This is a genomic window from Desulfovibrio sp. Fe33, from assembly GCF_028532725.1.
Taxonomy (GTDB): Bacteria; Desulfobacterota; Desulfovibrionia; order Desulfovibrionales; family Desulfovibrionaceae; genus Pseudodesulfovibrio.
On record NZ_JAQKGU010000003.1, the window covers coordinates 252,335 to 275,300 of the forward strand.

General features: G+C 60.6%; 22 protein-coding genes. 9 read left to right on the plus strand and 13 right to left on the minus strand.

Annotated features, from left to right (window positions below):
- Positions 1-675 carry a Crp/Fnr family transcriptional regulator gene (locus PSN43_RS06325; RefSeq protein ID WP_272699879.1) on the plus strand — a complete coding sequence of 225 codons (675 nt, stop codon included), beginning with the start codon at positions 1-3 and terminating at the stop codon, positions 673-675.
- Positions 676-881: 206 nt separating this feature from the next.
- Here the strand turns inward: PSN43_RS06325 and PSN43_RS06330 are convergent, their stop codons facing one another.
- The 10 genes from PSN43_RS06330 to PSN43_RS06375 form a co-directional block, all read right to left on the minus strand.
- Entirely contained in the window at positions 882-1,730 is an 849-nt protein-coding gene (locus tag PSN43_RS06330; RefSeq protein WP_272699880.1) for a substrate-binding domain-containing protein, read from the minus strand.
- Positions 1,731-1,887: 157 nt separating this feature from the next.
- Positions 1,888-2,154 (minus strand): 30S ribosomal protein S20, encoded by a 267-nt coding sequence (gene rpsT, locus PSN43_RS06335; RefSeq protein WP_272699881.1) that lies wholly within the window; start codon positions 2,152-2,154, stop codon positions 1,888-1,890.
- A 120-nt stretch (positions 2,155-2,274) separates the two neighbouring features.
- Positions 2,275-4,383, minus strand: coding sequence for a glycine--tRNA ligase subunit beta (glyS, locus tag PSN43_RS06340; protein ID WP_272699882.1), 2,109 nt, complete (start codon positions 4,381-4,383; stop codon positions 2,275-2,277).
- 42 nt (positions 4,384-4,425) lie between these two features.
- The gene (glyQ, locus tag PSN43_RS06345) at positions 4,426-5,295 is read right to left on the minus strand and encodes a glycine--tRNA ligase subunit alpha (protein ID WP_272699883.1); all 870 of its coding nucleotides are present in this window, start codon (positions 5,293-5,295) and stop codon (positions 4,426-4,428) included.
- 13 nt (positions 5,296-5,308) lie between these two features.
- Positions 5,309-6,067, minus strand: a complete 759-nt coding sequence (gene recO / locus PSN43_RS06350; RefSeq protein WP_272699884.1) for a DNA repair protein RecO — start codon at positions 6,065-6,067, stop codon at positions 5,309-5,311.
- A gap of 34 nt (positions 6,068-6,101) precedes the next feature.
- Positions 6,102-7,127, minus strand: coding sequence for a helix-turn-helix domain-containing protein (locus tag PSN43_RS06355; protein WP_272699885.1), 1,026 nt, complete (start codon positions 7,125-7,127; stop codon positions 6,102-6,104).
- Positions 7,124-8,095 carry a SurA N-terminal domain-containing protein gene (locus PSN43_RS06360; protein ID WP_272699886.1) on the minus strand — a complete coding sequence of 324 codons (972 nt, stop codon included), beginning with the start codon at positions 8,093-8,095 and terminating at the stop codon, positions 7,124-7,126. Before PSN43_RS06360 ends, PSN43_RS06355 begins: the two co-directional genes overlap by 4 nt.
- Before the next feature lie 94 nt (positions 8,096-8,189).
- The gene (locus tag PSN43_RS06365; protein ID WP_272699887.1) at positions 8,190-9,278 is read right to left on the minus strand and encodes a peptidylprolyl isomerase; all 1,089 of its coding nucleotides are present in this window, start codon (positions 9,276-9,278) and stop codon (positions 8,190-8,192) included.
- Positions 9,279-9,287: 9 nt separating this feature from the next.
- Positions 9,288-12,773 (minus strand): transcription-repair coupling factor, encoded by a 3,486-nt coding sequence (mfd, locus tag PSN43_RS06370; protein ID WP_272699888.1) that lies wholly within the window; start codon positions 12,771-12,773, stop codon positions 9,288-9,290.
- 104 nt (positions 12,774-12,877) lie between these two features.
- Positions 12,878-13,378 carry a chemotaxis protein CheW gene (locus tag PSN43_RS06375; RefSeq protein ID WP_272699889.1) on the minus strand — a complete coding sequence of 167 codons (501 nt, stop codon included), beginning with the start codon at positions 13,376-13,378 and terminating at the stop codon, positions 12,878-12,880.
- Positions 13,379-13,723: 345 nt separating this feature from the next.
- Between PSN43_RS06375 and PSN43_RS06380 the strand changes: the two genes are divergently transcribed.
- The gene (locus PSN43_RS06380) at positions 13,724-13,936 is read left to right on the plus strand and encodes a hypothetical protein (protein WP_272699890.1); all 213 of its coding nucleotides are present in this window, start codon (positions 13,724-13,726) and stop codon (positions 13,934-13,936) included.
- A gap of 76 nt (positions 13,937-14,012) precedes the next feature.
- Here PSN43_RS06380 and PSN43_RS06385 read toward each other — a convergent pair whose 3' ends face one another.
- The gene (locus PSN43_RS06385) at positions 14,013-15,350 is read right to left on the minus strand and encodes a UDP-glucose dehydrogenase family protein (RefSeq protein WP_272699891.1); all 1,338 of its coding nucleotides are present in this window, start codon (positions 15,348-15,350) and stop codon (positions 14,013-14,015) included.
- 177 nt (positions 15,351-15,527) lie between these two features.
- Between PSN43_RS06385 and PSN43_RS06390 the strand changes: the two genes are divergently transcribed.
- Genes PSN43_RS06390 through cimA form a run of 7 tightly spaced genes read left to right on the plus strand, consistent with a single transcriptional unit; the run spans position 15,528 to position 22,025 of the window.
- Positions 15,528-16,253 (plus strand): pyridoxine 5'-phosphate synthase, encoded by a 726-nt coding sequence (locus PSN43_RS06390; protein WP_272699892.1) that lies wholly within the window; start codon positions 15,528-15,530, stop codon positions 16,251-16,253.
- 6 nt (positions 16,254-16,259) lie between these two features.
- Positions 16,260-16,634: a holo-[acyl-carrier-protein] synthase gene (locus PSN43_RS06395; protein ID WP_272699893.1), complete on the plus strand. Its 375-nt coding sequence runs from the start codon at positions 16,260-16,262 to the stop codon at positions 16,632-16,634.
- 24 nt (positions 16,635-16,658) lie between these two features.
- A complete protein-coding gene (locus PSN43_RS06400) occupies positions 16,659-18,209 on the plus strand; it encodes an NAD(P)H-hydrate dehydratase (protein WP_272699894.1) in 1,551 nt (516 codons plus the stop codon).
- Positions 18,203-18,652 carry a CBS domain-containing protein gene (locus PSN43_RS06405; RefSeq protein ID WP_272699895.1) on the plus strand — a complete coding sequence of 150 codons (450 nt, stop codon included), beginning with the start codon at positions 18,203-18,205 and terminating at the stop codon, positions 18,650-18,652. The genes PSN43_RS06400 and PSN43_RS06405 overlap by 7 nt, the downstream gene beginning before the upstream one ends.
- Positions 18,653-18,667: 15 nt before the next feature.
- Positions 18,668-19,138: a tRNA (adenosine(37)-N6)-threonylcarbamoyltransferase complex ATPase subunit type 1 TsaE gene (gene tsaE, locus PSN43_RS06410; protein ID WP_442874865.1), complete on the plus strand. Its 471-nt coding sequence runs from the start codon at positions 18,668-18,670 to the stop codon at positions 19,136-19,138.
- Between the two features lie 34 nt (positions 19,139-19,172).
- Positions 19,173-20,402: an aspartate kinase gene (locus PSN43_RS06415; RefSeq protein WP_272699896.1), complete on the plus strand. Its 1,230-nt coding sequence runs from the start codon at positions 19,173-19,175 to the stop codon at positions 20,400-20,402.
- A 3-nt stretch (positions 20,403-20,405) separates the two neighbouring features.
- Positions 20,406-22,025 carry a citramalate synthase gene (gene cimA / locus PSN43_RS06420; RefSeq protein WP_272699897.1) on the plus strand — a complete coding sequence of 540 codons (1,620 nt, stop codon included), beginning with the start codon at positions 20,406-20,408 and terminating at the stop codon, positions 22,023-22,025.
- A 254-nt stretch (positions 22,026-22,279) separates the two neighbouring features.
- Here the strand turns inward: cimA and PSN43_RS06425 are convergent, their stop codons facing one another.
- Positions 22,280-22,612, minus strand: coding sequence for a ferredoxin-thioredoxin reductase catalytic domain-containing protein (locus tag PSN43_RS06425; protein WP_272699898.1), 333 nt, complete (start codon positions 22,610-22,612; stop codon positions 22,280-22,282).
- A 3-nt stretch (positions 22,613-22,615) separates the two neighbouring features.
- The gene (locus tag PSN43_RS06430) at positions 22,616-22,963 is read right to left on the minus strand and encodes a glutaredoxin family protein (RefSeq protein WP_336314023.1); all 348 of its coding nucleotides are present in this window, start codon (positions 22,961-22,963) and stop codon (positions 22,616-22,618) included.
- Positions 22,964-22,966: the final 3 nt, after the last annotated feature.

Genomic DNA, 22,966 nt, shown 5'->3' on the forward strand with positions numbered 1-22,966 from the left:
ATGGACAAACTGGCGGCCGTGAAGGAAATGGCCTTCTTCCAGGGATTGCCCGCGGAGCAGTTGGCCAAGCTTGCCGAAATAGCCGTGACCAGGCGGTACGACAAAGGCGAAACCCTGTTTCCGGCCGACGTTCCGGCCGACGGATTTTACTCGCTCGTCAACGGACGGGTCAAAGTGTTCCGCACCTCCCCGGCAGGCAAGGAGCAAATCCTGCACGTGTTCGGGGCAGGCGAAGCCGTGGGCGAGGTCCCGGTATTCGAAGGCTCGACGTTCCCGGCCCAATGCGAAGCCGTGGAGCCGTGCGAGGCTCTCTTCTTCCCCAGAAACACTTTCCGGAACATCCTGCGCGACGACCCGGACCTGGCCATGCGAATGATGGCCATGCTCTCCCAAAGATTGCGCATCCTGGTCAATAAGATCGACGACCTGAGCCTCAAGGAAACCCCGGCCCGAGTGGCCGCCCACCTCCTGCTCCTGCGCTCGTCCACTGATTCCGACACATTCCGCCTCGACCTGCCGAAGGGGCAAATCGCCCTGTATCTCGGGACGATCCAGGAGACCCTGTCGCGCATCTTCAAACGGTTCACCGATGAAGGACTGATCGAAATCAAGGGACGGGAAATAACCATTCTCGACAGGGAACGGCTGCGCGAGCTGGCCGATGAAGGGCGTTAGGCGCAAAAAAACCGCGCCGAAGGCGCATACAGGGGATGCAAGGGTGCGAGCCCTTGCCCTCCGGAGGCGAAATCATCCGACTATTGCCGCAAAGCGGCTTTCCACGCCAGACTCTACTCTTCGGGAGGCATAAAGGAATAGCTCCCCCCCCCACACAAAAAAAGGGGAGCCGAAACAGCTCCCCTTCATCTTCACAAGCGGCAATCCTAGTGGTCGTACTTCTTCGCGTATTCCGCGTCGTTGTACATGCCCTCTCCGTATTCCTTGCGGCCGTAATCGGCGACGATGCCCTGCCCTTCCGGCGAGGCCAGGAACTTGATGAACTCCACGGACAGCTCATGATTGGGCGCTCCGGCAGGAGAAGCCAGGGCGTGATAGGTGTTGATGAGCATGGGGTCGCCCCGGAACAAAATCTTGATGCGGCTCAAATCCTTTTTCCCCATGATCCAGGTGGAACTGTCGGTCATGAAATAGCCGTCCTCTGCATTGGCCCGCTTCAGGGTGGCCATCATGAAATCCTTGGTGACCACGTACCACTTGCCCTCCGGCTGAATGCCCGCCTTCTTCCAAATAGCCAATTCCTTCTTGTGGGTTCCGGAATTGTCGCCCCGGGACAGGAACAAGGCGCCGGCCTTGGCAATGCGGGCATAGGCGTCGGCCGCGTCCTTGGCGGCGGCGATGCCCGCCGGATCGCTCAAGGGACCGACGATGTAAAATTCATTGGAGCCGATCAGGGTACGGTCAACGGCCCATCCATCCGCCACGGCCTGTTTCTCGGCGGCGGGCGCATGAACCATACAGGCATCCACATCACCCGCCTTAAGCAGGCTCAGTGATTTGCCGGACCCGGCCTTGACCCAGCACATGGTCGTCCCGTGCTTGGCGTTGAAAGCGTCAGCCAAGGCTTCGAGCAGCCCCAGTTCGCCGGGAGAGCCTGTGGCAAGCTTATAGACGGTCCCGCCATCGCCGTACGTCTGCGTACAGGCGACGTCACCGGCATAGGCTGAGCCGAGGAGAAGCAAACACATCAGGGACGCCAGCAAGAATCTCTTCATAATCAACTCCTTAGTGTATTAAAATGTGACATACACTAGCATCATCGACTATGCACGGCAAGACACAATGAGAGTTTGTCCGGGTCCACGCAGCACACAACGCAAAAAGCCCGCCGCACACGAAGTGCGGCGGGCTGAAGAGGCAGTGCGTAATAAACTATTCCGCGATCTGGTTGATCGCAGCCTGCAGCCGGGAGATGCGGCGCTGAGCCTGACGGGAATGAATCACGTTCTTGCGAGCGGCGCGGTCCAGGACGGAGCTGGCTTCCTTCAGGGCCTCCATGGCCTTGGCGGAATCCTTCTCCTCGATGGCAAGACGAACAGCCTTGACGGTGTTCTTGATGCGGGTCTTGGAAATACGGTTGCGGGCGCGACGCTTCAAGCTCTGACGGTGCCTTTTCAGGGCAGATTTGTGATTGGCCAAGGTAATTTCTCCTGATCGATTTATTATCGCATTAAAAAGCGTTTGTTTTGCAATTCTTCCCGAAGGGAGGGTCTTTTATATGGACTCCAGGCGCGATGTCAAGCCTTTTCTGGTTCCAGTTTAAACCTGGAGGGCATTGAAGTCGGCCAGCCGTCCAAGACGGTCCACCAGGGCCTTGAGCAGATTCAGCCTGTTCAGACGAACATCGGCCGCATCGCACATGACCATGACATTGTCGAAGAAGCCGTCCACGGCCGGGCGCAACTCCCCGAGCAGGCCGAACAGCCCCTCGAAATCGTCGCTTTCCCAGAGATCGTCGAACCGCGGGGCAACTTCGTCGAGCTTGGAGCCGAAGGCCTTCTCATGCTCGTCTTCAAACAAATCCGGATCGTAGCTGCCGGTCAGGACCTGCCCGGCCTCGTCACCCTGCTTGCGGATGATGTTGGCGGCGCGCTTGAAGGTCAGGACGGACCGCTCGAAGTCGGTCGACCGGCTGAACTCGGCAAGGGCTTCCAGGCGGGCCTTGAGGGTGCGGATGTCGGAGAATCCGGCTCCCAGGGCGGCGTCGGCCACGCGGGTTTCAAATCCATGCCCGGTGAACAGGGCGCGCAACCGCTGGCCGAAGAAGTCCATAAGCTTGGCAAGCGCCTCCTCCTGCTCCACCTTCCACTTCACGCCGGAGTACGCCTCCTGAGCGGATTTGAGAAAGGCTTCCAGGTCCACGTCAAGACCGTGCTCCATGATGATCCGGGCGATGCCCAACGCGCAGCGGCGGAGAGCATACGGATCGTTGGCGCCGGTAGGCACCTTGCCCAGACCGAAACAACCGGCCAGCGTGTCCGCCTTGTCGGCCATGGAAACCAGCGCGCCTGACAGGCTGGACGGCACCGGAGTATCGGGACCGGCAGGCAGGTACTGCTCGTAGATGCCCAAGGAAACGATCTCTCCGAGACCCGCGCGTTCCGCGTAGATGCCGCCCATTTTGCCCTGAAGGCTGTCGAATTCGTTGACCATCTCGGAGACGAGATCCGCCTTGGCCAACCGTCCGGCCTGGGCGTACTTGCCGATCTCGGCGGGCAGGATGGACTGGGTCTCGTCCAGATTCTCGGCCAGCTTGCGGCACAGGATCTCAATACGCCGGGACTTGTCGCCCACAGAGCCGAGCGGGCCGAGGAAGACGACGTTCTCCAGCTTATTCAGCCAGGTGTCGAACTCTACCTTGCAGTCCGCCTCCCAGAAGAAGCGGGCGTCTTCGAGACGGGCCTTGAGGACCCGCTCCCATCCCTTCTTGACCAGGGCCACATCCAGGGGCTCCAGGTTCAAGGTGGTCAGGAAATGCGGCATCAACTTGCCGTCCGGCCCTTCGACGCCGAAACTCTTCTGATGGGACTGCATGGAAGTAAGCAGGACCTCGCGCGGCAGCTCCAGATAAAGAGGATCGATGTCGCCGATGAGCGGCTTGGGGTATTCCACCAGGTTGGCCACCTCGTCCAGCAAACCGTCGTTCCAGACGATCTTGCCGCCGAGCGCTTCGGCCAGCCGGTTGCCCTCGGCCACGACGGTCTCCCGGCGCTCGACCGGATCGATGACCACCTTGCACTGGTCGCGGACAACGGAAAAATAGTCGGACGCTGCGTCCACGGAAAACGGGCCGGGGCCCATGACACGATGCCCGCGCGTCTCACGGCCCGCGGTCAGATTCTCCACGGAGAACTCGATCACATCGGAATCAAGCAGAGCCAGCAGCCACCGCATGGGACGGCCGAACGTGAAGTCGTACGCGCCCCAATGCATCTTCTTGGGGAAGGACAGGGACTCGATGCTCTTGATGCAGACTTCGGGCAGGATGTCGGCGGTCTTGCCGCCGCCCACGATCTTCTTGACCGCCAGGTACTCGCCCTTGTCGGTCTCCATCCTGAACAACGCGTCTTCGGACACGCCCTGGGTCTTGGCAAAGCCCTGCCCCGCCTTGGTCAGATTGCCGCCGTCGTCAAAGGCGATGCGTACCGGAGGCCCGGTAACGGTCTCCTCCTCCTGCAGCTGAGTCAGGGCCAGGGAGGGCACATGGGCGACGATGCGGCGCGGGGTCGCATAACAGCGAACGCCCTCGTTCTCGACCATGGACTCGGTCAGGGCCTTGGCGAAGGCCTCCTCCAGCTCGGCCGCCAGCTTGGGGACGAAGCGGGCGGGCATTTCCTCGGTTCCGATTTCCAGAATGAATTCGGCCATTGTACTTCTCTTGTGTAATCTATTTCGTGACGAGGACGTCGCTTATTTCTTGAGCATGGGATAGCCCATCTCTTCCCGCTGGTCGGCATAGAGCCTGGCGATCTTCGAGGCCAGGTTGCGCACGCGGCCGATGTAGGTGGCGCGTTCGGTGATGGAGATGGCCCCGCGGGCGTCCAGCAGGTTGAAGGAATGGGAGCACTTCAGGCAGTAGTCGTAGGCGGGCCACGGAAGTCCGGCCTCGCACAGCTTCAGGCATTCACCCTCGAACTTGTTGAACAGATCGAAGAGCATGTCCGCGTCGGACAACTCGAAGTTGTACTTGGACATCTCCACTTCATTCTGATGAAAGACATTGCCGTAGGTGATCTCGTCGTTCCACTTGAGGTCGTAAACCGACTCCTTCTCCTGAAGATACATGGAAATGCGTTCAAGACCGTAGGTCAGCTCCACCGACACCGGTTTGAGATCGATGCCGCCCACCTGCTGGAAGTAAGTGAACTGAGTGACCTCCATGCCGTTGAGCCAGACCTCCCAGCCCAGGCCCCAGGCGCCCAGCGTGGGCGACTCCCAGTCGTCCTCCACGAAACGGATATCGTGGGCGGCCGCGTCAATGCCGAGCGCGGCGAGGGACTCCAGGTAGAGCTCCTGGACGTTGTCGGGAGACGGCTTCAGGATCACCTGAAACTGGTAGTAGTGCTGCAAGCGGTTGGGGTTCTCACCGTAACGGCCGTCGGTCGGACGGCGGGAAGGCTCAACGTAGGCGGTCTTCCACGGCTCGGGGCCGATCACCCGGAAAAAGGTGGAGGGATTGAACGTCCCGGCACCGCACTCGATGTCCATGGGCTGGACCACGGCACATCCGTAACCCGCCCAGAACGCCTGCAATTTCAGTATTACATCCTGAAAATTCATCGTTTGCTCCAACTCATACCTTTTTATACATGCCGCCCTCCCAGGACAAACCCAGATGATAGGCGACGAAAAGTTCGATCAATTGACTGGCCTGGCGGCGGACTTCATTGTCCATGGTCACCTTGGCCCAGTCCGACGGCCTGCTGTGCTGTATCCAATCCAGAGCGCGCAAAACGCCTGCGGAAATCGGCCGAGCAAGTCCCTCTAACGGTTTCCCGTCCGAAAGACAAGTCCGACAGGCCACTTGCCCCCGCTCCACGCCGAACCTGTGCCCGCACTCGCATGACAGGGGGCGGCCGCATACGCCGCACGCCAGGAAATCGGGGGTGAACCCCATGTCGAAGGCCAGTTTGGCCCGAAACAACCACGGGGTAAAATCGCTGCTGCCCCCGCCCGCCTCAAGCATGTGCAGGGTCTCCAGAAGCAGCTCGTACGCCGGTTTGGCGTCGGACGGGTCTATCTCCACCGCTTCCACGAACTTCACGCAGTTGACGGCGAGGCCGGTCCGAACGGGATCCTGACGGACCCCGGGAAAATTGTGCAGCAGAGAGCCCTCTTCAAGGACCGTGTATGTGCCGGTCTTGTTGGTTCCGAAGGTGAAGAGGACGTGGCTCAGGGGATCGAGGCAGCCGACGAAGCGGCGGCGGCTTCGGCTTCCGCCGAAGGCGAATCCGTTGAACACCCCGCGCGACGGGGTCAGCATCCGGACCCAGACGTCGGCCTCCCGGAAACGCCCGGTCTTGAGTACAAGGGCTTTCTCGGTGGCGCTCATGCCGTCAGTCCGCGCGATGGGCCAAGCGGCCCCGCTACATGCCGAAAGTGATGGTCTGAATGTTTCCCTTGGAAGAATCCAGGGAATAAGGCTGTCCGTTGTAGGACACGGTCACACCGGCGACGTTGCCGATGCGGATACGGCGCGGGCTGTTGAACATCAACCGCAGAGGCTCGCCCTTGCGCAGTACGAAATCACGATTCATCCTGCTCTCTTCACCGCGCCAGACACCGATCCAGCACCCCTTGTCGGTGGTGGCCCGAATGATCAGCACGTGTTCATACCGGGGCTCGGCCGGCGCGCTTTCCTGAGTAATGGCGGCATCCTCGTCAGGCACCTCGGCCCCGGCCGATTCCCGGGCAGAAGCCATCTGCCCGCCGGAGGACGCGTTTGAAGCGGAATCCGCCCCGGCCGAAGCCGAGGCGGATTCGGCGGGAGCCGCAGCGGCTTCAGCCGCCGGGCTCTCCCCCGCCTCCCCTGTCGCATCCTGCCCGGAGTCCGATTCGGGCTCGACGGCAGGCACGCCCTTTTCATCCGCAGGTGCGACCCCGGGCGAAACGCCTTCAGGCGCAACGCCTTCGGGCGCGGCGGGCTTGACGGCTTCCCCGGCAGGCTCGGTGGCGGGCACGGGCACGTCGGACGTCTTGGTTTTGTTCAAGTTCAACATCAAAATCCCCGCGGCCCCGGCCAGGGACAACAGAATCAGAATAGTGGGCCAAATGGACCGCCTGCGGCGTCCGGAGGGCGCGTCATTGTCCTGAAACGCCTTTTCCGCGTTGGGCTCGACATCGTAGGAGAGGTCCCCGGCTGAGGGCGGCTCCAACTGATATTCGCGATCCACGACCATGCACAATTCGTCCGGATCAAGCTCCAGAAGTCTGGCATAGCTCTTGATGAATCCTTTGATATACACAGGGTGCGGCAGAGCCGATCGGTCGCCGCTTTCCAGGGCGAGGATGACGACGCGGCTGATCTTGGTGGCGTCCATGACAGCCTTGACGGTCAGCCCCCTTGCCTCGCGCTCGCGCTGCAACGTTTCGCCTAGTTCCTGAAATGTCATTGGGTTACTCCATTATCGGGCTTAAACGAATCATCCATGTAGATGATGACCGAACTGTTCTTCAATTTCTCAAAATAGTCCGTAAACACTGTTTCCTGTTTCTTCTGCATCAATTCCCTGAAAAGGTCGTTGCGGACATCCTCAAGCGGCACCATGCGATCCTCGGCAATTTTCACCGGGGAAAGCAGGGCCTCATGCTCCTGGATGATCAGCGGCGCGCTCACGCCGCCCTGGGCGACGCCCTGCAGGGCGACCGTCCACTCATCGGCGAGGTCGTCCCAACTCAAATCGCCGATGGAACCGCCGGAATCCTTGCCGGGACCGACGCTGTATTTGGCCACGGCCTCGGCAAACGTCATCTCGCCATTGGCGATCCGTTCCTTCACTTCCACGGCGGACACGTCGGACGGCAGGAGGATAATGGCCAGTTCGACCATCTTGCCCATGGAATAATCGTCCTTCCGGGCATCGTAGGCCTCCTGGATTTCCGAATCCGTGACAACGACCTTGTTGGTAACCATGTGGCCGATAAGCTCCTGCTTTTCAAGCAGCTTTTTCAGGCGAGTCCGGAATTCCTCCATGGACAGTCCGTCCTTGGCCACAACTTCCTCAAACTCTTCCAGCGTCAGGCCACGCTCATTCCGCACCCGCTCGATTTCCTTGTCGAGAATATCGTCGGATATCAGGATGGAAAACCTGTTCACTTCCTGCTGGATGAGAACGTCATTGACGAGGCCGTCCAGGGCCTTCCTCTTCATTTCCTGAACCTGGGCCTGCTCCTTCGGAGAAAGCTGGCGATCCTTGATCTGCTGGTACAGAGGCTTCAACTCCTGATCCAGATCGTACTGGGTCACGATGGAGTCGTTGATCTTCACCAGGATGCGGTCCACGACCACATCCTCGGACCAGGCCGTCAAAGGACATACCAAGAGCATGGCTCCCAAGAACAAGGAAAAGACTTTTTCCACGCATTCACTCCTTGAATCGCGGGGAGAATCGTCCGTCTCCCGCGGATTGTTGTCGAATCCTAGTCGCTTTGTGCGGACTATGCAATGAACGGGCTCAGATGCCCGTATCCGTGCCGACCTGATCCATGGGGATGGTTTCGTCGGCCGGTTCCTGATCGGTCATGCCGTCCTGCGGCATGGTTTGTTCGATCTCCTGATCCTCCGGGGCTTCCGGCTCCATGACGGCGGATTCCGGAGCTTCACTCCCGCTATCCTCAGGCTGCATGGCCGATTCCAGAAGATGCCCGCTGACCTTGATGTCCGCCTTGGCGAGAACGCCGGAAAGCCATTCTTCGAAGGCGTTCTGCAATTTCTTCTCGAGCAGGGCCTCCTCAACCAGCGGATAGGCCTGGGCCGGAGGCAAAACTTTGGCCTCGCTGCGCTCAAGCAGAACCAGCGCCTCGAAGCCGAAACGGTCGGTAAGCACGTCGCTCGCCTGCCCCGCCTTGAGCCCGGCAAGCGCGTTTCGCCACGGAGCGGACAACCGCCCTTCGCGAACCATGACTTCCCTGGTCTCAACTTCGCCGAAGGACGTGGCCAGATTCATCTGGTCATGGTCCTTGAGATATTTTTCGACGGCCTTGACCACAAGCTCCCGGCTCGGACCGCGAACCACAAGGATGCGCAGGCTTTCCGGCAGATAGAAATCGGAGATGTGATCGCGGTAGTATTTCTCGGCTTCCTTGTAGTCGATCTTGATCTGCGGCCGAAGGACCTGCTGGAAGAACTTTTTCTGCGCGAGATAGTAGCGCAACTGCCTCCGCCAGGACTTGAGGTCGATATACTCCTCGACAAGGACCTGCTCGAAGGCGCCCTCGGGGTAATCCGCGCGCACCGTCTCCTCGGCCTCGCGCAACTCCTCGTCGGTCACGGCCAGATCACGGCCGGCCAGTTCCTGGACCACCAGTTCCTGAACAATGAGATCGGAAAGGATTTCGCCGTATTCGTTGCGCAGCTTCGCAACGCTGGGCACATAGGCCCCGACGTTGTCCTCCTGGAACTGATCGTGCTGAAATTCGAGCTGGGTCAGGTAGATGGGCGCGCCGTTGACGCGGGCCACGATGCCCATGTCGTCCGCGTCGCCTGCGCAACCGGCCAGCAGGGCCGCGAAGAGAAACAGTATGGCTGCTGTATGACGTCTCATTTTCACTCGTTATCCGCCGTTCGGCGGTACGGTTTCGGCATCAAGGATGCCCTCCAGGTCCGCTGCGGCGTTTTCCAGCGCCTCCCGCATGGAGCGCGCGTCTTCATATCGGATTTCCAACTTGGCCGGAGGAATGAGCCTGGCCGTCTCTCCCCGCTCGCCGACCCAACGGATAAGCTTCTCGGGATTGACCGCGATGGCGTTGTCCTTCCAGGTAATGACCGCCCGGCCAGGATACAGCTCCGCCCTTGCGGCCTGCAATCGGGACAGAGTCCGCTTGAGCCGCAGTACGCCGAAGAAAGCGTCCAGCTCTTCGGGCATCGGCCCGAAGCGGTCGCGAATCTCGGCTTCGTATTCACGCAGTTCCATATCCGACACGGCCGAGGAAAGACCCCTGTAGTAACGAAGCCGCTCCCGCGAATCCGGGATATACCCGCCGGGGATATGCGCCTCGAACACGAAATTGAGCTCCGGGTCCGAAGCCCTGGCGTGCTCCTCGCCGCGTAGACGCGCGACCTCCTCCTCAAGCATTTCGAGAAAGAGATCGAGACCGATCTTGGCTATCTGCCCGGACTGGGCCTCGCCCAGGATATTGCCTGCGCCGCGAAGGCGCAAGTCCTCCATGGCCACCTTGAATCCTGCCCCCAGATAATCCATGTCCAGAATGATGCGCAAGCGTTTGCGCACGATTTCGGAAATATCCTTGATGGAAGGGACCACGAAATACGCATAGGCCTGCCGCTCGCTTCGCCCCACCCTTCCCCTAAGCTGGTAGAGCTGTCCCAGGCCGAAAAGCTGCGCCTGGTCGACAATCAGGGTGTTGGCGTTGGGGAAGTCCAGCCCGGACTCGACGATGGCGGTGCAAACAAGCACATCCAGCTCGCCGTGCCAGAAGTCGCGCATGGATTCTTCCAGCGCCTTCTCGCTCATCCGGCCGTGGGCCATACCGACCTTGGCGTCCGGGACCAGGCCGCGAACGAATTCGGCCACCCGTTCCAGGCCGTTGACCCGGTTGTACACCCAGTACACCTGGCCGCCCCGGTCCAATTCCCGGCGCAGCACCGCCTTGAGCTCCAGTTCGTCGCGCTCAGTGATGCCCGTTTCCACGGGTTTGCGGTCAACGGGCGGAGTCTCGATGACGGACAGCCCGCGGATGCCGGAAAGCGACAATTGCAGGGTCCTCGGAATGGGCGTGGCCGTCAGCGTAAGAACGTCTATATTCTGCCTGAAATGCTTGAGCTTTTCCTTGTGCTTGACCCCGAACCGCTGCTCTTCGTCGAGAATGAGCAGTCCGAGATTGGGCAATTCGACGTCCTTGGACAGAATGCGGTGCGTGCCGATGAGAATATCTATTTCTCCCCGGGCCGCGGCTTCGAGCACGGTCTTCTGCCGCTTGGCAGTGACGAACCGGCTGAGCAGCCCCACGCGCACGGGGAATCCCTCCACGCGCTTGGTGAACGTCTGATAATGCTGCTCGGCCAGAACCGTGGTCGGGCACAGCAACGCCGTCTGACGGCCTTCCTGGGCCGCGCGGAAAGCGGCGCGCAGGGCCACCTCGGTCTTGCCGAAGCCCACGTCGCCGCAAACCAGCCGGTCCATGGGCTCGGGTTTCTCCATGTCCCGAAACACGTCGTTGACGGCCTTTTCCTGGTCCGGGGTCTCTTCGAAACCGAAAGTAGCCTCGAACTCGGCGTACATTTCATCCAAGGGACCATAGCCGAACCCCTTGGCAACCCGGCGGAAGGCGTACATCTCCACGAGTTCGTGGGCGATCTTCTCGATCGCCTTCCGCACCTTCGAAGTGGTCTTCGCCCACCGGCTGCCGCCGAGCTTGTCGAGCGAGGGCTGCTTGGCTCCCTCCGGCCCCTTGAAGCGCTGGACCAGATTAAGCCGGTCCACGGGAAGATAGAGCTTGTCCTCGCCGGAAAAATACAGAAGCAGATAGTCGTTTGCCCCTTCGCCGAGAGACATATGATGCAGCCCGCCGAACTGGGACAACCCGTAATCCCGATGGACGAGCAGATCGCCTTCGGACAGGTCGTCGTACCGCTCCAGTCCCTTGAACGCCTTGTCCCGTCCGACATGCACCCTGGCGGCCTGGGGCTGGATGACCTCCTCGCCCAGAATGCGGGTCCGGTTCCAGCCGATTTCCATGCCCTTGCGCAGCGGCGAAACCAGGGCGAAAAGCCCCTGCCGGTCCGGGGCGTACTCCAGGCCGATGGACAGGTTCTCCTGCACGGCAAGATTTAGGAACTTGGTCCTGGACCGCTCGGTACGGAAACTCAGAATGGTCGTCTCACCGGCGGCCTGCCACTCCTTGAGACCGCCCATGAGGGCCGCCCACGGCCGCCGCGACGCCTCGGGACGCCAAAAGATATCCGAGAAATCGCTGTACGGCGTCTCGGGCAGCTCAATGCCGACCTTCTCCCTTCCGATGGTCAGCTCCTCAAAGACGATCTGGCGGGCGGCGCTCCACGCCTTGCGGCTCACGTCATGGGAACGGACGACGAACCGGCGCGGCAGGCTGATGCCCTTGTCATGCTCCTCGTCCTTCAGGAAATCACGCCACGCCTGCTCGCGATCCTCAAGCCGCGCGCGCAGGGTCCCGCCCGAAGAAAGCAGCCAGGCCGCATCCCGGGGCAGATAGGCTTCAAGCCCCACCGGCGAATCGTAGAAAAGACCGGGCCAGATAAACCCGTCGTCACGGTCCAGCCGCTCGGACAGAGCCTGCTCCTGGGCCGCGGAAATCTCGCCGGTCTTGCGCAGCTTTTCCCATTTGTCGCGAGCGCGGAAAGTCCTGTCCCCGGTGGTGATGCACGGGGCCACGGGCAGGAGGACGGCCTCGTCAAGGTCCATCCGGGATCGTTGGCTGGCCGGGTCGAACAACCGGATTTCCTCAAGCACGTCGCCGAAGAATTCCAGCCGGACAGGCAGCTCGTAGCCGGGCGCGTGGATATCCAGGATATCGCCGCGCATGGCCATGTCGCCGGGATCGGACACCAGCTTGCGCCGGACGTAACCCCATGAGACCAGTTGTTCGAGAAGGATGTCCGGGGACATCTCCTCACCCTTGGCGAGGGTGGCCCAATTTTCCCGCAGAACCGTCTCGTCGGGCCAATGCGGCAGAAGGTTGTCGGCGGTCATAAGCACGCCGCGCGGACCGTCCCGGTACACCAGGCCGAACAGGGCGGCCCACCGCTCGCTCCATCCCTGGGATTCCGGGTTGCGCGAATGATACGGCGGCAGGAAGACCCACTCCCGCTCCCAGGCGGGCTGTTCGGGTCCGGTCCGCTGCCCGCGTGAGAGCAGGTTCAGAAGAGCCCGCATCTCACGGAACTCGGCCACGCCGGGCACAACCAGGACCACATCGGTACCGGCCGCCAGCAGGGAGCCCGCAAGCAGGGCCTGAGAGCCTGGCCCGCTTTTGAAGACGCGGACCGAATCTCCGGTTCCCGCCATGAAGTCGGCTATGTCCTTAGGATATATGGCTGGCATGAATTCGCTGCGAAAAAGGTTTGTCGGCCTTTGGCCGTCAAATAGAAAAGCCGCCTCTTCCCCTAGCGGGAGCGGGACGGCTTGTCATCAAGAATCTATCCGGCCTAGACGGTGCCCAAGGCTTCCTTTTCCTCGTTGTCGAGGAGCGAATCCAGGTCGAGCAGGATGAGGAGCCGATCGTCCAGCTTGCCCACGCCGTCTATGTAATCGGCGTCCATGCCGGCCACCACGGGCGGCGGCGGCTGAACCGAACTGGCCGGAATGCGCAGGACCTCGGACACGGAATCCACAACAAAACCGACGATAATCATGTCGATCTCGATGACGATGATTCGGGTGTACTTGTCGTGCTCCTTGGACTTGAGCCCGAAGCGGCGGCGCATGTCCACGATGGGAATGACCTTGCCGCGCAGGTTGATGACGCCCTCGACAAACTCCGGCGCCCGGGGGACATTGGTGATCTCCATGGTCCGGATGATCTCCTGGACCTGAAGGATGTTGACCCCGAATTCCTCGTCGCCGATGCTGAAAGTCACCAGTTGGGTCAATTCCTGATCGACCTCGTCCTCATCGACGTCGATGATGCCTTCGACTTCCGTTCTCATGGCTTCCCCGTCCTGGATGGCCGATTTCGTTCAAAAACGCCCCGGAAATCTCCCGGCGGCGTACACCTCAATACAGGTTTCGAATCTGTCAACCATACCCTTTTTTGTCAACGAGAATATCCAGCCGTTCGAAATCGTTGGAAAGAACCCGTCAGTTCCCGCCAGACCGCACCGTCATCGCGTCCTTCATTTTTTCGCCAATGAAAAGACTCTGTTGTCTTTTTTCTCTCCACGCTTCACCGATGCGAGGTTGACGGTCTCCGAATAAAGGGCTAACGTAAGTCGCACTTGGATTCTATATATTTGATTTTTCACACCTTTTGAAAAGAGGATAGGCCATACCGCATGGGTCAGTACGCCAATTTTCGTGACCACGACACACTGGAGGCCCAGGTAAAAAGCCTGGCTGACGACGAACTCCTCGATTTCTGGGAAGAAACCCAACAACTTGCCCGTATGTTGGACCAGGCCGAGCAAACCGACCTTGAGTACAACCCCGAATACGAACGGGTTATATTGCAGGAACTGCAATACCGGACCTGCTTCAAGGGCATCTGATTTCCCGACAAGCCTACAAAAAAACTCCCCGCCTCTTTGGAGACGGGGAGTTTTTTTGTCGACTTGCCGGAACGCCCTATTTCACGGGTGTACGGCCGATGGAGAAGTAGGCGAACCCTGCCTTGCCCATACGCTCGGGCAGGTACAGGTTGCGGCCGTCGAAAATCAGCGGCGCGGTCAGGGATTTCTTGATGAGGTCGAAATCCGGGTTGCGGAACTGGTTCCAATCCGTAACCACTGCCAAGGCGTCCGCACCTTCCAGCACGGCGTACTGGTCGTCCAGTATTTCGAGATTCTCGATATGGCCGACCTCCGCACGGGCGCGGTCGTTGGCGACGGGGTCGAAGGCCTTGACCTTCATGCCGAGCGCGGTCAGGTCCTTGATGACCTCGACGGACGAAGCCTCGCGGATGTCGTCGGTATTGGCCTTGAAGGCAATGCCCCAAAGGGCGAGAGTCCGCCCCGCCACGCCGCCCTGCGGCTCGAAGTAGGCTTTTATCTTCTCGGCCAGCACCCGCTTCTGGGCGTTGTTGACCTCGTCCACGGAGCGAATGAGCTTGGCGTCGTAGCCGTGCTCGGCGGCCGTGCCGATGAGCGCTTTCACGTCCTTGGGAAAGCAGGACCCGCCATACCCCACGCCGGGGTAGATAAAGGAATAGCCGATGCGGGAGTCGGAACCGATGCCCGCGCGGACCTCCGAGACATCCGCCCCCACCCGTTCGCAGATGTTGGCCACTTCATTAATGAAAGATATCTTTGTGGCCAACATGCAGTTGGCCGCGTACTTGGTCATCTCGGCTGAGCGCACACCCATGACGATGAGCTTCTCGCGGCTGCGGGCGAAAGGCGCGTACAAGGCCTTGATGGTCTTGGCCGATTTCTCGTCGCCGGTACCCACGATCACCCGGTCCGGCTTCATGAAATCGTTGACCGCGTCGCCTTCCTTAAGGAACTCGGGGTTGGACACCACGTCAAAATGAATGGACTCCCCCCGCTTTTCGAGTTCGGCCGCGATGATCCCGCGCACCCGGTCGGCGGTGCCGACGGGCACGGTGGACTTGTCCACCACGATCTTCGGAGAAGTCATCTTCTGGCCGATCTCGGCGGCCACGGCGTCAACGTAACGCAGATCGCAGGAGCCGTCATCGCCGCAGGGAGTGCCGACGGTGATGAAGACCACTTCGGCATCCTTCATTCCCTCGCCCAGGTCGGTGGTGAAATGCAGACGGCCCTGCTTGGTGTTGCGCCTGACCAGATCCTCAAGGCCGGGCTCATAGATATGGACCTTGCCGCTCTCCAGAGTTTCCACAACCTTGGGATTGACGTCCACGCAGAAAATATTGTTTCCCATTTCGGCAAAACAGGCCGCGGACACTAGTCCCACGTACCCGGTGCCAACAATGCACACGTTCATAAGGAATTGCTCCCGATTAAATTTCCATTCATTTTCAGGCCAAGCGGATACCGCTTATGCCCAAACACGTCAACACGAATGCAAAACGTCACCTGAATGCCGCGGCTATTGCCATTCAGCCTCATGTATCTTACTCAAAGAGGATATAACGCAATTACGCACCTGGAGGATAAATCAATGCCGGTACTCGTTGTCAACGTCGATCATGTGGCCACCCTGCGCCAGGCCAGAATGGGCATCGAACCCGAACCCGTGACTGCCGCCTACATGGCCGAACAGGCCGGGGCCACGGGCATCATCGTCCACCTGCGCGAAGACCGCCGCCACATTCAGGATCGAGACGTCAGACTGATAAAGGAGACCTGCAACACCCGGCTGCACCTGGAAATGGCCGCCACCAAAGAGATGCAGGGCATCGCCCTGGACATCGAACCAGAAATGGTCTGCCTGGTGCCGGAAAAGAGAAAGGAGCTGACCACCGAAGGCGGCCTGAACTGCATCGGCCGCGAAACGGAACTCCGGGACTTTCTGGCCCCCATCCATGAAAAGGGCATACGCGCCAGCCTGTTTATCGACGCCGATCCCAAGCAGATCGAGGCGGCCGTGGCCACCGGCGCGGAGTTCATCGAAATCCACACCGGGCACTACTCCGACGCCAAGGAATACAGGCAGCGCGGTGTGGAGCTGGACAAAATTCTCAAGAGTATCACCCTGGCTAAAGGCGTGGGGCTCAAAGTCAACCTCGGCCACGGACTGAACTACCGCAACATTCTGAGTTTCAAGAATGTTTCCGGAATCAGCGAATATTCCATCGGCCACTCCATCATGGCCCGGGCCATCTATGTGGGCCTGGACCGCGCCGTCCGGGACATGGCCGAACTCGTCAGGACCTTCACGGACTAGCGGGCGATGATAAAGGGAACCGGCCTCGACCTGGCGGAGCTGGACCGCATCCGGAATCTCTGGGACCGGTACGGCCGCAGGTTCGCCGCCAGGATTCTGACCGAACGCGAACTGGCCCAGCTCCCCGCGAAGAACCCCGCGCCCAGACTGGCTGCGCTGTTCGCGGGTAAGGAAGCGGCGGTCAAGGCGCTCGGCACGGGATTCGCCGGGGGAGTTCATTTCAAATGCGTGGAAATCCTCCACCTCGAAAGCGGCAAGCCCGAAATCCGATTCCTTGGAGAGGGAAAGGCCGTATGCGAACGCCTCGGCGTAACCGGAGCGCACGTGTCCCTGACCCACTCCCGTGACACCGCCGCCGCCGTCGTGATATTGGAAGGATAGGGAAACCCCAGTTCAGGAGAGTTCATGCTGCTGCCTCTTCCGACCCCGGCCGAAATGACCGTATGGGACAGGGAAACCACCCACACCATCGGCATTCCCGGCATCACCCTCATGGAATCCGCCAGCCGCGAAGCCGTCAACGTTCTGCTTGAAGAGCACGGCGCGGTGGACGGAGCCGTGGTCCACTGCTTCGCCGGGTCCGGCAACAACGGCGGCGACGCCTTTGCCGCGGCCCGCCATCTCCTCGACCTCGGCGCGGAAGTCACCGTCTTTCACACACGTCCCAAGAAAGGGTACCGGGGCGAAACCCGGACCAACCTCCGCTGGGCACAAAAGCTGGGCATCCCGCTCATCCATCTTTCCGGAACCGACCTCGACGCCCTGCCCCAACCCGACATCATCGTGGACGGCCTGCTGGGCACCGGCTTCCAGGGAACGCTTCGGGAGGACGTCCTGGGCATTGTGCGGGCCATCAACCGCCTGGGCCAACGGGCCTTCGTCCTGTCCGTGGACATCCCTTCCGGGCTGAACGGGCTCACCGGCCGCCCCCAGCCCGACGCGGTGCGGGCCGACGCCACAGCCACATTCCAGTCGCCCAAGCTCGGGCTGGTCATGCCCGAGGCCGCGCCCTTCACCGGCGCGCTGCACGTCTGCCCCATCGGCATTCCCCTGAAGGTCCAGGAGGACAACCCGGTCAGGCATCATCTCATCACGGGCCGCATCATGGAGACCCTGCCCGCTCCCGTCCGGGACATGCACAAGGGCAAAGCCGGGCATGTCCTTGTGGTCGGCGGCAGCTTCGGATTGACCGGCGCACCGCATCTGGCCGCGCTGGCAGCCCTGCGCAGCGGGGCCGGACTGGCGACAGTTGCCTGCCCGGCCGGGCTGGCCGATGCCGTCAAGGGCGGCTCGCCCGACATCATGACCCTGCCCCTGGGCCGGGACGTCGCCTGGACGAGGGACATGGCCGATGCCGTCAAGACCGAACTGCACCGCTTCGACGCCGTGGTCATCGGCCCGGGACTGGGCCGGGAGCCGGACGCGATGGCCTTAGCCCTGGACCTGACGGCTTCGTGCGACGCCCCCATGGTCGTGGACGCGGACGCGCTCTTCGCCCTGGCAGCTTTTCCCGAGCACCTCAAGGCGCTACCCGAAACGAGCGTACTGACGCCCCATCCGGGAGAAATGGCCCGGCTTCTCGGTCTGGAAACTTCCGAAGTCCAGTCCGACCGGCTCGAAGCCGCCGACCGTTTCCTCGCCGAATGCGACGCCACCCTGGTTCTCAAGGGCGCGGGCACGCTGGTCGCCGACCGGGGCATGGCCTGCGTCTCGCCCTTTGCCGAGCCCAATCTTTCCGTGGGCGGCTCCGGCGACGTCCTGTCCGGCGTCATCGGCGCCCTGCTCGCCGGGGGACTTCCGCCCCTGCACGCGGCCTGCGCGGGTGTCTTCTGGCATGGCCTCGCGGGCCGCGCCCTCAAACATGAATTTCCCGCACGCGGCAATCTCGCGTCCGAAATCGCCAACATGCTGCCCAACGCGGCGGCATCCTTCACCAAGGAGCTTGAAACATGCTGACAGCCAAAGACATCATGACCACCGAATGCATCACCTTCACCCCGGAAACCGACATCACCGTCGCGGCCAGGACCCTGCTCGAAAAGAAGATCAACGGCGCGCCGGTCATGGAAGGCGACGAAGTCGTGGGCGTGCTCTGCCAGTCCGATCTGGTGGCCCAGCAGAAAAAAGTCACCCTGCCCTCCTTCTTCACCCTGCTGGACGGAGTCTTTCCCCTGTCCTCCCACGATGAACTGGAACGCGAGATGACCAAGGTCGCCGCTCTCAAGGTAGGCGACGCCATGACCCCGGCCCCGACCTTCGTCCATCCGGATACGTCCATCGAGGACGTGGCCACCATGATGGCCAACGAAAAGCTCTACACGCTGCCCGTCGTCGAAAACGGCAAACTGAAGGGCGTGGTCGGCAAGGAAGACGTCCTCAAAACCCTTCTCACGGATTAGGGAGCGGAACAGCGCGTGAGCCTGAAACTGCATCTTCCCGACAGCGACGCCACCGTGGCCCTGGGCCGACGGCTGGCGTCCCTGCTGTCCGGAATGGACACCCCACCGGCTTTGCTCTTGCAAGGCGACCTCGGATCGGGCAAAACCACGTTGGTAAGGGGTTTCGTGGAATCCCTGCCCGGCGCGGAATCAGCGGAGGTCTCAAGCCCGAGCTTCAACATCTGCAACCTGTATCCGACAACGCCCGGCGTTGCCCACTTCGATCTCTACCGGCTTGAGGGAATGTCCCCGGACGACGCCCTGTTCGATTCCTTCGAAGACCCGGAGACGATCACCATAGTGGAGTGGATACAGTTCCTGCCTGAGGAAATGTGGCCCTCCGAGGCCCTTTTCCTGGAGTGGACCCCGTCGGACACTGGACGAAGCCTCGTTCTGCGTGCCATGGGAAAAACGGCGCGGGACGTCGTCGACGCCTTGCGGCCCTGATGAAAACCGTATCAAGAGAAAGCAGTATCGAAAAATGAACATCGTCGTACAAAAGTTCGGAGGCACCTCTGTCCGCAACCTGGAATGTCAACGCCAGGTCATGCAGAAGGTTCTGCGTCCCTACCGAGAGGGCAACAAGGTCATCGTGGTTCTGTCCGCCATGTCCGGTGAGACCAACCGCCTGCTGAGCCTTGCCAACGAATGGTCGGAAAATCCCGACCCCGCCGAAACGGACGCCCTGGTCGCCACCGGCGAGCAGGTCTCCTGCACCCTCTTCGCCATGCTTCTCAAACAGCAGGGCGTCAAATGCCGCTCAGTGCTGGGCTTCCAGGCGCCGGTCAAAACCGACGGCTGCTACGGCAAGGCCCGCATTACCGCCATCGACAAGGAAAGGCTCCTGGTCATGCTCCAGGATTACGACATCCTCGTGGTTGCCGGCTTCCAGGGATGCGACGAAAACAACCGCATCACCACCTTGGGACGAGGCGGTTCCGATACTTCCGCCGTTGCCCTGGCCGCCGCTCTCAAAGCCGATGTCTGCGAAATTTACACCGACGTTCCGGGCGTGTTCACCACGGACCCGAACCTCTGCTCCGACGCCCGCAAGATCGACCGAATCGCCTACGACGAGATGCTCGAAATGGCCAGCATGGGTGCCAAGGTGCTCCAGATCCGCAGCGTCGAATTCGCCAAGAAATACAATGTAACCGTTCACGTCCGCTCCACTTTTTCCGACGAGCCGGGCACCGTAGTCACTCAGGAGGATGAAACCATGGAATCCGTTCTCGTCTCGGGAATCGCATACGACAAGGATCAGGCCCGCATCACGCTGATACACGTCAAGGACACCCCGGGCGTGTCCGCCCAAATTTTCTCCCCCCTGGCGGACAAAAAGATTCTCGTGGACATGATCGTCCAGAACCCGTCCAAGGACGGCCTGACCGACATGACCTTCACCGTGCCGCGCGCAGACGTGAAACAGACCATCAAGACCCTGGAAAAGCTAAAATATGAAATCGGCTACGAAGAGCTAACCAGCAACCTGAACGTCGCCAAGGTGTCGATTATCGGCGTCGGCATGCGTAACCATTCCGGCGTGGCCTCCAAGGCCTTCCGGGCGCTTGCCGATGAGAACGTGAACATCCTGATGATCAGCACCTCCGAGATCAAGGTCACATGCCTGATCGACGACAAGTACACCGAACTGGCCGTACGCACACTCCATAAAGCCTTCAACTTGGAGGAAGGCAAACACATCGAGTAGCCGATGCAAAACATCACGATATATGACACTACGTTAAGGGACGGGGCCCAAGCCGAGGAACTGAATCTGACAACCCAGGACAAAGTCCGCATCGCGCAAAAGCTGGACGACCTGGGGATTCACTACATTGAAGGCGGCTGGCCCGGTTCCAATCCCACGGACAGGAGATTCTTCGACGAAATAAAATCATACAGGTTCAAGAACGCCAAGCTCGCGGCCTTCGGGTCCACGCATCTCGCCAAGACCACGCCCGAAAAGGACCCGAACCTGACCGGACTGCTCGAAGCCGAGACGCCGGTGGTCACCATCTTCGGCAAGACCTGGGATCTTCACGCCACCACCGCCCTGGGCATCCCGCTTGAGCGCAATCTCGAACTCATCGCCAACTCCGTGGCTTTTCTCAAGGCGCGAGTGGACGAAGTGTTCTTCGACGCGGAGCACTTCTTCGACGGGTTCAAACGCAACCCGGAATACGCCATGCAGGCCTTGACCGCGGCATTCGAGGCCGGGGCCGACCGAATCATCCTGTGCGACACCAACGGCGGCTCCCTGACCAGCGAGGTCGGGGAGGCCGTCGCGGCCGTCCGCAAGCGTCTGCCCGAAGCCAGCCTCGGCATACATGCGCACAACGACTCCGAACTGGCCGTGGCCAACTCCCTGGAGGCGGTCCGCCTCGGAGCGACCCAGGTCCAGGGGACCATCAACGGCTACGGCGAACGCTGCGGTAACGCCAACCTCTGCTCGGTCATCCCCAATCTCGAACTCAAGATGGGCTTCGACGTCATCGGCCGGGAAAACCTTTCCCGGCTCCTGTCCGTTTCCCACTTCGTGAGCGAGATCGGCAACCTGCGTCCGTTCATGCGCCAGCCTTTCGTGGGCTCATCCGCATTCGCCCACAAGGGCGGCATCCACGTCAGCGCAATTCTCAAGGATTCCCGCACCTACGAGCACATCGAGCCCGAGACCGTGGGCAATGAACGGCGGGTCCTCCTCTCCGATCAGGCGGGCAAGTCCAACATCCTGTTCAAGGCGCGCGAACTGGGCTACGAACTGGCAAAAGGCGACCCAACCCTGGATCGCCTGCTCAAGGAGCTCAAGGCCAAGGAAAGCATGGGCTACGAATACTCCGTGGCCGACGCCTCCTTCGAACTCATGCTTCGAGAAGCGCTGGGCAAACCGCTCAACTACTTCCACTTCCGCCACTTCTTCGTGGTGGACGCCAAGCGCGAGGAAGATGCCGAACCCATGTCCGAAGCCACGGTCATCGTGGACGTCAAGGGTCAACAGGAACACACCGCGGCCACCGGCATGGGTCCGGTCAACGCCTTGGACCAGGCCCTGCGCAAAGGGCTGGAACGGTTCTACCCGCAGCTCAGGGACATTCGCCTGCTCGACTTCAAGGTCCGCGTTCTGTCCGGCGCTGTGCGCGACACCGGAGGCACGGCCTCCTTTGTCCGCGTTCTGGTCGAGACCGGCGACGCCACCGACCGCTGGACCACAATGGGCGTGTCCCACAACATAATCGAGGCCTCCTGGCAGGCCGTGGTCGACGCCATCAACTACAAGCTCTTCAAGGACGAAATGGCCGAAGCCGCCAAACAGGACGGCTCAAGCGACCAATAATTACATACGCTTACACAGCCAACTCCCCGCTTTCACGGTAGAACACCGCGGAGAAAAAAACCGCGCCGAAGGCGCTTACAGGGGATGCAAGGGTGCGAGCCCTTGCCCGCCAGAGGCGAAATCACCCGACTATTGCCGCGAAGCGGCTTTCAACGACTGATTTCCCTCTTCAAGGAGTTAAAGGGATAGTTCCCCAATAAAAAGGCCCGCTTTTTAGCGGGCCTTTTTTCGTTGCGTGCGTGCGCTCTCCAAAATCAGAAGAGAATCTTCTCGGGAGGCCTGCGCTCGGGGACCACCTGCTTTTCGCCGGTCCCTTCGTTGAACTCCTTGCTGACGTACAAGGCGCAGTAACAAGCGCCGTACTCTTTGACATCCTCCTCGCGGTAAACGCAGGGACAGATGATGTCCTTGTCGGCCTCGTAGTCGCCGTTGGCCAACCTGCACGGACAGGCCATGTAGCCGAACCGTTCCTTGTTGATAAGCAGGCTCTCCAGCAGAGGCATGGTCATGTCCATGTCCGCGTTGAAGTGGTAGCCCTTCGGCTCCTGCACCTTTTTCAGCATCTCGTAGAGCTGATTGACGTCCATGAATCAGTCCTCCTTGAGCGCGTCGTCGATCTTGTCCTTGTGGAAGCCGATAATAACCTTGTCCCGAATGACGATGGTCGGGAAGGAAACCGCCGGATTGTGCTCCTTGACCTCCTGGACGATCTGCTTGCGCTCGTCGCCGGTCAATTCATCCACGTGTACGCACTCGTATTTCACGCCGCACTCGTCGAGATATTTCTTGGCATTTCTACAGTGAATGCATGTTGATAGGGCATAGACCTTGATATCGTTCATGTGAAACGCCTCCATGTCGAACGATTTGGCGGGTGCGTCGGGTTCGGGCATTCCGTCAGTTTGTTTCTTCAAAAATTTCTTCAGCGACTTGAACATGCT